The organism is Streptomyces sp. NPDC058663 (assembly GCF_042716745.1).
Taxonomy (GTDB): Bacteria; Actinomycetota; Actinomycetes; order Streptomycetales; family Streptomycetaceae; genus Streptomyces.
The window spans coordinates 1-10,150 of the sequence record NZ_JBHXRV010000101.1; the positions used below are offsets into that span (position 1 = coordinate 1).

At 73.8% G+C, this 10,150-nt stretch carries 9 protein-coding genes; 7 read left to right on the forward strand and 2 right to left on the reverse strand.

What is annotated here, in order from left to right; all coding sequences use genetic code 11:
* A partial coding sequence (locus ACFWVV_RS37470) for a methionine adenosyltransferase domain-containing protein (RefSeq protein WP_384359034.1) occupies positions 1–129 on the forward strand: 129 nt, incomplete at its 5' end.
* A gap of 154 nt (positions 130–283) precedes the next feature.
* On the opposite strand, the gene ACFWVV_RS37475 is transcribed toward ACFWVV_RS37470, so the two are convergent.
* Complete coding sequence (locus ACFWVV_RS37475) at positions 284–1,342, reverse strand: DMT family transporter (RefSeq protein WP_384359030.1); 1,059 nt, start codon at positions 1,340–1,342, stop codon at positions 284–286.
* Between the two features lie 35 nt (positions 1,343–1,377).
* Here ACFWVV_RS37475 and ACFWVV_RS37480 point away from each other — a divergent pair, with 35 nt between their 5' ends.
* Positions 1,378–1,971, forward strand: a complete 594-nt coding sequence (locus ACFWVV_RS37480) for a TetR/AcrR family transcriptional regulator (protein ID WP_384359028.1) — start codon at positions 1,378–1,380, stop codon at positions 1,969–1,971.
* Between the two features lie 74 nt (positions 1,972–2,045).
* Positions 2,046–4,223: a primosomal protein N' gene (locus ACFWVV_RS37485; RefSeq protein WP_384359026.1), complete on the forward strand. Its 2,178-nt coding sequence runs from the start codon at positions 2,046–2,048 to the stop codon at positions 4,221–4,223.
* A gap of 230 nt (positions 4,224–4,453) precedes the next feature.
* Here ACFWVV_RS37485 and ACFWVV_RS37490 read toward each other — a convergent pair whose 3' ends face one another.
* A complete protein-coding gene (locus tag ACFWVV_RS37490) occupies positions 4,454–5,110 on the reverse strand; it encodes a hypothetical protein (RefSeq protein ID WP_384359024.1) in 657 nt (218 codons plus the stop codon).
* A gap of 245 nt (positions 5,111–5,355) precedes the next feature.
* On the opposite strand from ACFWVV_RS37490, the gene fmt reads away from it, so the two are divergent.
* The 4 genes from fmt (at position 5,356) to ACFWVV_RS37510 (ending at position 9,991) form a co-directional block, all read left to right on the forward strand.
* Positions 5,356–6,297 (forward strand): methionyl-tRNA formyltransferase, encoded by a 942-nt coding sequence (gene fmt / locus ACFWVV_RS37495; protein WP_384359022.1) that lies wholly within the window; start codon positions 5,356–5,358, stop codon positions 6,295–6,297.
* Positions 6,298–6,331: 34 nt separating this feature from the next.
* A complete protein-coding gene (locus tag ACFWVV_RS37500; protein WP_384359020.1) occupies positions 6,332–7,915 on the forward strand; it encodes an RsmB/NOP family class I SAM-dependent RNA methyltransferase in 1,584 nt (527 codons plus the stop codon).
* A 210-nt stretch (positions 7,916–8,125) separates the two neighbouring features.
* On the forward strand, positions 8,126–8,812 hold the full coding sequence (rpe, locus tag ACFWVV_RS37505) for a ribulose-phosphate 3-epimerase (protein ID WP_384359018.1): 687 nt from the start codon (positions 8,126–8,128) through the stop codon (positions 8,810–8,812).
* Between the two features lie 162 nt (positions 8,813–8,974).
* Positions 8,975–9,991, forward strand: a complete 1,017-nt coding sequence (locus ACFWVV_RS37510; protein ID WP_384359032.1) for a sugar-binding transcriptional regulator — start codon at positions 8,975–8,977, stop codon at positions 9,989–9,991.
* Positions 9,992–10,150: the final 159 nt, after the last annotated feature.

The following is a 10,150-nucleotide window of genomic DNA, read 5'->3' on the forward strand; positions in this document are numbered from 1 at the left end:
GACCTCGACCTGCTGCGCCCGATCTACGCCCAGACCGCCGCCTACGGCCACTTCGGCCGCGAGCTGCCCGACTTCACCTGGGAGCGCACCGACCGCGTGGACGCACTGAAGAAGGCCGTCGGCCTGTAGGACGGACACCGCGCGGAGCAGCCTCGCCGCTGCTTCCGCCGGGTCGGCACATCCGTGCGCCACCGCGACCCCGGACCGCTTGATGCGGTCCGGGGTCCCGGTGCGTTCGGGTTCCGTTGCCGGGGGACCTGACGGGCCGGTGAGGGCGAGTGGGCTACGGCCGAGATGTGCTCCGGGGCGGGCGGGAGCGGCTTGCCGGGGCGGCTTCGGACGTACGGCCGCGGCCCGCCCCGCTGAGGTCGTGCCGGGCCCGGTCGCTCCCGTCGCAGTCGTTCTCGCCGGCATCGTCCTCGCGGGGTTCTTTCGTGCGGCGGGACTCGCCGCGGTGCACGACGGCCACCGCGACGAGTCCGATCGCCAGACCGGCGGCGGTCTGCGGGCCGAAATGCTCGCCGAACGCGGCCGCTCCCCAGAGCGCGGTGACCGGAGCCATCAGGAACATCAGGGTGTTGACCCGGGTGATGCCGGAGCGGCGCAGAATCAGCCAGTACAGGCCGTAGCCGCCGAGGGTGGGGGGCAGTACGAGCCAGGCGGTCGCCACCCAGAACGACGTCTCCGCGGGCGGCACCGCCGCACCCGCCACCGCGGCGAGCGCCGTGAAGACGACGGCGCTGGCGGTGCAGTGGACCGTCATCGACACCAGCGGTGACACCTTGCGGCGGGAGCGGCCCTCCACGAAGGTTGCCGCCACCAGTGAGAGCATGCCGAGGAACGGGATCAGGTAGGCCCACCAGGCGACACCGCCGCCCGTCGCTCCAGCGTCGGCCAGGGTGACCAGTGCGACGCCGCCCGCCCCCAGTGCCAGCCCCCACCACTGGCCGCGCGAGACGTACGCGCCGAGCAGTGGGCCCGCGAGCGCCCCGGCGACCAGGGGCTGAACCCCGTCGATGAGGGCGGTGGTGCCGCTGGAGACTCCCAGCTGAATGGCGTAGTACACGGTGAGCAGATAGCCGCTCTGGGAGAGGACGCCGACGAGGACCTGCCGGGCGATGTCGCGGGCGGCGAGTCCGCGCCACGCTTTCCTGGTGACGGCGGCAGCGCACAGCAGCACCACGGCCAGCGGCAGGAAGCGCCACGTCAGGACCGTGAGGGCGGGGGCGCCGCCCGTGCCGAGCTTGGCTCCGATGAACCCCGAACTCCAGCAGAGCACGAAGGCGGCCGAGAGCAGAAGGCTCGCCCCCGAACCGCGCAGTAAACCGATCGGTATACTCATGTTTTCGACTATACAGATCGGTTTATCGTGGGTGCATGGATGCTGAAGCAGTGAGAAGCCCTCGACGGATCGTGATGACGCCGGCGGCCCGGCGGGTGCTGGAGGCCGCCGAGCGGCTCTTCTACGCGCACGGCATCCACGCGGTCGGGGTGGACCGGATCGCAGCCGAGGCGGGGGTCACCAAGAAGACGCTGTACGACCGGTACGGCTCCAAGGAACAGCTTGTCGTGGAGTACCTCGCGGGCCGCGACGAGCGTTGGCGGGCCTTCCTCGCGAAGCGTCTGGAGGCCGCGGGGGAGGAACCGGCGGTGCGTCTCCTCGCGGTGTTCGAGGCTTCGCACGCCTGGGCCACGGAGGCCGGTGCTAAAGGGTGCAGCATGATCAACGCGCATGCGGAGATCGGTGATCCGGGACATCCCGCGTACCAGGTGGTGACTGGTCAGAAGGCGTGGATGCTCGCCCTGTTCACCAAACTCGCCGCCGAAATCGCCCCGGAGCGGGGCGAGGAACTGGGACGGACGCTCATGCTGCTGCACGAGGGAGGGCTCGTCACGCACGGGATGACCGTCTTTCCGGACCCGGTGCTGTGCGCACGCGAGCAGGCGAGGGCGCTGCTCGCGGCCCTCTGAGCCGGCATGTGCGGAGTCCGTGAGCGGCCGTCGGCAGCCGTCCGCTGTCAGAGGTGTCTGGTAGGTATGGGGCTGTGAGCAGCGAGAACGAGGGGCAGCAGGGCACACCGGGCGATCCGCGGGACGGTGGCCCCGAGCAGCTTGCGCTGATGCGGGAGTTTCTGCGGCACGAGAAGCAGGTGCCCAAGGCGAAGCCGCGGACCTGGCGGGGGGCGCCGTTGGCCGCGGAGCTGCCGGTGGCGCGGGTCCTGGTGAACAAGGGGGTGCTGCATCTCGACCGGTACTTCGACTACGCCGTGACCGAGGAGCTGGACGCGGACGCCCAGCCGGGGGTGCGGGTGCGGGTGCGGTTCGGTGCCGGGGCGCACCGGGTGCGGGACGGGCGGCGCGAGGGCGGGGGGCTGATCGACGGGTTCGTCGTGGAGCGGGTCGCGGAGTCGGACTACCAGGGGCCGTTGGCGGCGCTCGCGCAGGTGGTGTCGCCCGAGCCGGTGCTGAGCCCCGAACTGCTGGGGCTGGCCCGGGCGGTGGCCGACCGGTACGCGGGGAGCCTCGCCGATGTGCTGCAGCTCGCGATTCCGCCGCGCAGTGCGCGGGCGGAGAAGAAGGCCTTTCCCCCCGCGCTGCCCGCCCCCGCCGCGCCGGAAGCCGGGAGCTGGGAGCGGTACGAGCGGGGCGCCGCGTTCCTGGAGTCGCTGGCCGGGGGAGGGGCGCCGCGCGCCGTGTGGACGGCGTTGCCCGGGCCCCTGTGGGCGCAGGAGATCGCGCGGGCCGTCACCGCGACCCTGGCATCCGGGCGGGGCGCGCTGGTCGTCGTGCCCGACGGGCGAAGCGTGGACCGCGTGGATGCCGCCCTCGGCGAACTGCTGGGGGAGGGGCGGCACGCCGTACTGACCGCCGATGCGGGGCCCGAGAAGCGGTACCGGGAGTGGCTCGCCGTGCGGCGGGGGGCGGTACCGGCCGTGGTGGGCACCCGAGCCGCGATGTTCGCCCCGGTCAGGGACCTCGGGCTGGTGGTGGTGTGGGACGACGGGGACCCGAACCTGAGCGAGCAGCACGCGCCGCTGCCGCATGCCAGGGAAGTGCTGGAACTGCGGGCCACGCTGGACAAGTGCGCCTTCCTGCTCGGCAGTACCAGCTGCACGGTCGAGGCCGCCCAGTTGGTGGCGGGCGGCTGGGCCGGACCGCTGGCCGCGCCGCGCGAACAGGTCCGGCGGGCCGCCCCGCTCGTGCGGACCGTGGGCGACCAGGAGCTGGCACGGGACGAGGCGGCGCGCGCCGCACGGCTGCCCAGCCTCGCCTGGCAGACCGTACGGGAAGGCCTCAAGAGCGGACCGGTGCTGGTGCAGGTGCCGCGCCGGGGGTACGTACCGCGGCTGGCGTGCGAGCGCTGCCGGACCCCCGCCCGGTGCCGGCACTGCGCGGGCCCACTGGAGGCTCCCGACGCCCGGGACCTGCACTGCGGGTGGTGCGGGCGGGCCGAGGAGCGGTGGGCCTGCGCGGAGTGCGGGTTCCACCGGCTGCGGGCGCAGGTCGTCGGCGCGCGGCGCACCGCGGAGGAGCTGGGGCGTGCCTTCCCCGCCGTCCCGGTACGCACCTCGGGGCGCGACCACGTGCTGGACGTGGTGCCGGGGGCGCCCGCCCTCGTGGTGAGCACCCCCGGCGCGGAACCCGTCGCGGAGGGCGGATACGCGGCGGCACTGCTGCTGGACGGCTGGGCCATGCTCGGCCGGCCCGACCTGCGGGCCGGGGAGGACGCGCTGCGCCGGTGGATCGCGGCCGCCTCGCTGGTACGGGGGCAGGAGGCGGGGGGCACGGTGGTGATCGTCGCCGAGCCGACGCTGCGGCCGGTGCAGGCCCTGGTCCGCTGGGATCCGGTCGGCAACGCCCAGCGGGAACTCGCCGAGAGGGCCGAACTCGGCTTTCCCCCGGTCTCCCGCATGGCATCGGTGAGCGGGCGCGCGCAGGATCTGGCCGAGTTCCTGCGTCTGGCCGAACTCCCCCCGGAAGCAGAGGTGCTGGGGCCGATCCCCCTCCCGGTGACCGACCCGGGCCGTCCCCGGCGCGCCCAGGATCCGCCACCGGGTGAGCACTGGGAACGGGCCCTGGTGCGGGTGCCGCCCGGGCGCGGCGCGGCACTGGCGGCGGCGCTGAAGGTGGCCCAGGCGGCCAGGATGGCGCGGGGCGCGAGCGGGGCCGGCGGCCCGGGCGATGGCGTACGCATCCGTGTCGACCCGCCGGACATCGGCTAGCGGCACGGGGCAGACCCCGGAGCGGGGCGAGCGGCGCAGCGCGGTTCCGCGGGCGGGACGGCGCAGCCGCGGGTTCCCGGGCGGGGCATGGGCGGCCCGGTGCGGCTTCCCGGGCGGGCGGCGTACCGGCTCGCGACCTTGCATCGGCACCACACCGCCCCCGCCCGCCTCGGCACAGCGCGGCGCCCCCTGTCGGGTGCGGCAGGGGGCGCCGGGTGCGGTGCGGTGCGTCAGCCGTTGCGCGGACTGGGGAAGGCGGCGGTGGGGCGGGACTCCTCGCGGAGTGACTGGCTGGAGGCTGTCGGCTGGGGCGGCATGGAGCGGGCGGCGGGGACCGCGGGCAGGATGCCGGGCATCGTCCGCGTTCCGGCGGGAGCCGTCGCGGTCGCGGTGGCACCGGCCGCGGCGGGGGCAGAGGCAGGCGAGTGCGGCACGGTGGGGGAGTGGGGGGAGGTCGGGGGCAGTGTGTGGGACGGGGACGTGGCCGTGGGCTCCGTGCCGTGGTGGTCCGGGGTGGTCACGGCCGTGGGCTGGGGCGTTGTCCGGCGTGCGCCGTAGCGGCGGTGCACCGCCTGCTTGGTGACGCCGAGCGCCGAACCCACCGCGTCCCACGAGAAACCGAGCGAGCGGTCGAAGTCCACGGCGGCGGTCACCAGGGTCTCGACGCTGTCGCGCAGTTCCTGTGCGAGGCGGACGGTCGGGGCGGGGGCCCGCCCGTACACGACGAAGCCCGTGGCGGGTCCGGAGCGGCGCGGGCGGTAGACGTTGCCCAGCTGGGCGGTGAGGGTGCGCAGCGCGTCCACCTGCCGGCGGACCCGCTCGATGTCCCGTACCAACAGGTGCAGGCTGGCCCGCGCTTGGGCGTCGTGGGTTGCGTGGTCGGCCATGAAGAAGCCTCTCGAACCGGCGTTGAATGAAGAAGGACGGGTGAAGGACGGGGCCGTGGGGTTGACGGCCCATAGCGGTCAATCTCTTTTGACCAACGCGCCACCCGGTGTTGTGGTCACGCTCCAGGGGCGTGTCCGCATATGCGCGGGGCGCACGGATGTGTGTACGCCCCCTGGGGCAGGGCCGGGGCGTCGCCCATAGACTGGTGCGCTGCCCGATCGCCGACCGAGAGGCCCGTACATCCATGAAGCTCGTCTTCGCCGGTACCCCCGAGGTCGCCGTGCCCGCCCTGGACGCCCTGATCGCCTCCCGGCACGAGGTCGTCGCCGTGGTGACCCGCCCCGACGCACCCGCGGGGCGGGGCAGGCGGCTGGTCGCCAGTCCCGTCGCCGAGCGCGCCGAGGAGGCGGGCATCGAGGTGCTCAAGCCGGTCAAGCCGCGCGACGAGGAGTTCCTGGCGCGACTGCGCGAGATCGGCCCCGACTGCTGTCCGGTGGTGGCCTACGGTGCGCTGCTGCCCAAGGTGGCGCTGGACGTGCCCGCCCACGGGTGGGTCAATCTGCACTTCTCGCTGCTGCCCGCGTGGCGCGGCGCCGCCCCCGTGCAGCACGCGGTGATGGCGGGCGACGAGGTCACGGGTGCCTCGACCTTCCAGATCGAGCAGGGGCTCGACTCGGGGCCGGTCTACGGCGTGGTGACAGAGGACGTGCGGCCCACCGACACCAGCGGCGACCTGCTGACCCGGCTCGCGTTCGCCGGCTCCGGGCTCCTCGTGGCCACTATGGACGGCATCGAGGACGGCACCCTGAAGCCGGTGCCCCAGCCCGCCGACGGGATCACCCTCGCCCCGAAGATCACCGTGGAGGACGCCCAGATCGACTGGAGTGCCCCCGCGCTGCGCGTCGACCGGGTGGTACGCGGCTGCACGCCCGCGCCCGGCGCCTGGACCGTCTTCCGCGGCGAGCGGCTCAAGCTGGTGCAGACCTCGCCGGACGCCGCGCGGACCGATCTGGCGCCGGGTGAACTGGCGGCGGGGAAGAACACCGTCCACGTGGGCACCGGCTCGCACGCCGTCGAACTGCTCTGGGTCCAGCCGCAGGGCAAGAAGCCCATGAAGGCCGCGGACTGGGCGCGCGGGGTACGGATCGCCCCGGGCGAGCGGCTGACCAAGGCGGACGTAGGCTGAGAGGGTTCGACCCTTTCGATAAGCGGAGCACCTTGTGAGCGACCAGAAGCCCCGGCAGAGCACGGCGAAGTCCGGCCAGAAGACCGGTCAGGCCGGCCAGAAGTCCGGTCACGCCGGCCAGAAGTCCGGGCAGGCGGGTCAGAAGTCCGGTCCGCCCGGCCAGAACGGCTCGAAGCCCGCCAGCGGCCAGTCCCGCAAGCCCTACAAGCCGCACCGCAAGCCCCAGAAGGACCCCGTCCGCTTCCTTGCGTTCGAGGCCCTGCGCGCCGTCGACGAGCGCGACGCGTACGCCAACCTGGTGCTGCCCCCGCTGCTGAAGAAGGCCCGCGAGAAGAACGAGGACTTCGACGGGCGCGACGCGGCCCTCGCCACCGAGCTGGTCTACGGCACCCTGCGCAGGCAGGGCACCTACGACTCGATCATCGCGGCCTGCATCGACAGGCCGTTGCGCGAAGTCGATCCGCCCGTCCTGGACGTGCTCGCCCTGGGCGCCCACCAGCTGCTCGGCACCCGTATCCCGACGCACGCCGCCGTCTCCGCGAGCGTCGAGCTGGCGCGCGTGGTGCTCGGCGAGGGCCGGGCCAAGTTCGTCAACGCAGTCCTGCGGAAGATCTCCAGGCAGGACCTCGACACCTGGGTGGAACAGGTCGCTCCGCCCTACGAGGACGACGCCGAGCAGCACCTCTCCGTCGTCCACTCGCACCCGCGCTGGATCGTCTCCGCCCTGTGGGACGCGCTGGGCGGCGGCCGCGGTGGCATCGAGGACCTCCTGGAGGCCGACAACGAGCGCCCCGAGGTGACCCTGGTCGCCCGTCCTGGCCGCTCCACCACCGAGGAACTGCTCGATCTGCTCGGCGAGGAGTCCGGACTGCCGGGCCGCTGGTCCCCGTACGCGGTGCGGATGGCCGAGGGCGGCGAGCCGGGTGCGCTGGACGCGGTACGGGAGGGACGCGCGGGCGTGCAGGACGAGGGCAGCCAGCTGGTGGCCGCCGCCCTCGCCAACGCCCCCGTGGACGGGCCCGACCGGTGGTGGCTCGACGGCTGCGCGGGCCCCGGCGGCAAGGCGGCGCTGCTCGCCGGGCTCGCCTCGGAGCGCGGAGCCGTCCTGCTGGCGTCCGAGAAGCTCCCGCACCGGGCCCGCCTTGTCGGGCAGGCGCTCGCCGGGAACCCGGGCCCCTACCAGGTCATCGCGGCGGACGGCACCCGCCCGCCGTGGCTGCCCGGCACCTTCGACCGCGTACTGATGGACGTGCCGTGCTCCGGCCTCGGCGCGCTGCGCCGCCGCCCCGAATCGCGCTGGCGGCGCCGCCCGGAGGACCTGGACGGATTCGCTCCGCTCCAACGGGGGCTGCTGCGCGAGGCGTTGAAGGCGGTACGGGTCGGAGGCGTGGTCGGCTACGCGACCTGCTCCCCGCACCTCGCCGAGACCCGGGTCGTCGTGGACGACGTGATCAAGGGCAAGGGTGCGGGCAACGAGCCGTTCGAGGTGGAGTGGCTGGACGCGCGTCCGCTGATGCCCGGAGTCTCCGCGCTGGGTGAGGGCCCCGACGTGCAGCTGTGGCCGCATGTGCACGGCACGGACGCCATGTATCTCGCGCTGCTGCGCCGGACTGCCTGACCGCACGGGTCAAAGAGGTGGGTGGGGCCGCCGGGGTCGCTGGGCCCGCCGAGGTCGCCAGGCTCCCGGGGCCGCCCGGGCCGCCGGGAGGGCCGGATCGCGCGGGCGATCCGGCCGGATCCCCGTACGAACCAGGACGGAACCCTCCCCGTGCTCCCGCCGCCGACCACCCGGTCGGGGAACCGGCGTGGGGCATGGCAGGCTTGGGGCATGGCAGCGCAGATCAATCCCAGCATCCTGTCCGCGGACTTCGCCCGGCTCGCCGAGGAAGCCAGGGCCGTCGAGGGCGCCGACTGGCTCCACGTCGACGTCATGGACAACCACTTCGTGCCGAACCTGACGCTCGGGGTGCCGATCGTCGAGTCGCTGAGCAGGGCCACGGACATTCCGCTGGACTGCCACCTGATGATCGAGGACCCGGATCGCTGGGCCCCGCAGTACGTCGAGGCGGGCGCCGGGTCCGTCACGTTCCACGCCGAGGCCGCTGCCGCCCCGGTCCGTACCGCACGGGAGATCAGGGCCAAGGGTGCCCGCGCCTCCATGGCGCTCAAGCCGGCCACGCCCATCGAGCCGTACGAGGACCTGCTCCCCGAGCTCGACATGCTGCTGATCATGACCGTGGAGCCGGGCTTCGGCGGTCAGTCGTTCCTCGACATCATGCTGCCGAAGATCCGCAGGACCCGGCAGCTGATCGCCAAGCACGGACTCGAACTGTGGCTCCAGGTGGACGGCGGAGTCTCCGCGTCCACCATCGAGCGGTGCGCCGAGGCCGGCGCGGACGTCTTCGTCGCGGGCTCCGCCGTCTACAACACCGACGACCCGGCGGCCGCCGTCCGCATGCTGCGCCACCAGGCCGAGGAGGCGACCGCGAAGGCACCCTGGGCCTGCACGCACTGAGCGTCCTGACGGTTCCGCTGCCGCAGCGGTACGGCGACGGTAATAAGAAGGCAAAATGAACGTGGGCCCTCAGGGCTGATCAAGGTACGTCACATCTGACAGGATGAACGACGAACCATTGTGTGAACGTGAAACAGAGGTAAGGAGATCGCGGTGTCTGCGATGTCAGCGGGCCGGTCGGCCATGCGGATGGGACCCGCTGAGCTGGTGCAGGCGGCGGCCATGGCCCGTCGTTTCTACCTGGAGGGCAAGTCCAAGATCCAGATCGCCGAGGAGTTCGGCGTGAGCCGCTTCAAGGTGGCCCGGGTCCTGGAGACCGCCCTGGAGCGCGATCTCGTCCGGATCGAGATCCGGGTGCCCGCCGAGCTCGACGCGGAGCGTTCCGACGCCCTGCGCGCCCGGTACGGGCTGCGGCACGCGGTGGTCGTGGAGTCCCCGGCCGACGCCGCCGACGACGCCCCCGATCCGGAGAACCTGGGCGAGGTGGCCGCCGACCTCCTGGGCGAACTCGTCAACGAGGGCGATGTGCTCGGTCTGGCCTGGGGCCGGTCCACCATCCACATGGCCGCCGCCCTGCACCACCTGCCGCCGTGCACCGTCGTCCAGCTCACCGGGGTGTACGACGCGGGCACGGCCGAGCGCGGTTCGGTCGAGGCGGTCCGCAGGGCCGCCCAGGTCTCCGGCGGCGAGGCGCACCCCATCTACGCGCCGATGCTGCTGCCCGACCCGGCGACGGCGGCTGCCCTGCGCAACCAGACCGGCATCGCCCGCGCCTTCGACTACTTCGACAAGGTGACGGTGGCCTGCGTGTCCATCGGCTCCTGGGAGCCGGGCATCTCGACGGTGCACGACATGCTCACCGACGAGGAGCGCGCGCACTACGCCTCGCTGGGCGTGGCCGCCGAGACCTCCGCGCACCTCTTCGACGCGGAGGGCCGCCGGGTCGGCCGCGACCTCGGTGAGCGCTGCATCACCGTCGAGGCGGACCGGCTGCGCCGCATTCCCGAAGTGGTCGCCATAGCGGGCGGGTTGCGCAAGGCCGCGGCGATCGACGCCGTACTCCGCTCCGGCCTGGTCACCAGCCTGGTCACGGACACGGCGGCGGCGGATTACCTGCTGGGCGCGGGCGGCACCCCGCCGCGTCCCGCACTGGACCGGGCGGACCCGGACGACTTCTGAGCCGCTCGCATACCCTCCGGCCCTCGGCGCGGCGCCTCCCGGCCATCGGCGCGGGCCTGCCGCGCTCGGCGCGGCGCCTCCCGGCCATCGGCGCGGGCCTGCCGCGCTCGGCGCGGCGCCTCCCGGCCATCGGCGCGGGCCTGCCGCGCTCGCCGCGGC

Bases quoted from the DNA above. Each gene is read 5' to 3' on its own strand.
- ACFWVV_RS37490 (WP_384359024.1), bottom strand. From the start codon at position 5,110: ATGGCCGACCACGCAACCCACGACGCCCAAGCGCGGGCCAGCCTGCAC.
- ACFWVV_RS37475 (WP_384359030.1), bottom strand. From the start codon at position 1,342: ATGAGTATACCGATCGGTTTACTGCGCGGTTCGGGGGCGAGCCTTCTG.
- rpe (WP_384359018.1), top strand. From the start codon at position 8,126: ATGGCAGCGCAGATCAATCCCAGCATCCTGTCCGCGGACTTCGCCCGG.
- ACFWVV_RS37510 (WP_384359032.1), top strand. From the start codon at position 8,975: ATGTCAGCGGGCCGGTCGGCCATGCGGATGGGACCCGCTGAGCTGGTG.
- ACFWVV_RS37480 (WP_384359028.1), top strand. From the start codon at position 1,378: ATGGATGCTGAAGCAGTGAGAAGCCCTCGACGGATCGTGATGACGCCG.
- fmt (WP_384359022.1), top strand. From the start codon at position 5,356: ATGAAGCTCGTCTTCGCCGGTACCCCCGAGGTCGCCGTGCCCGCCCTG.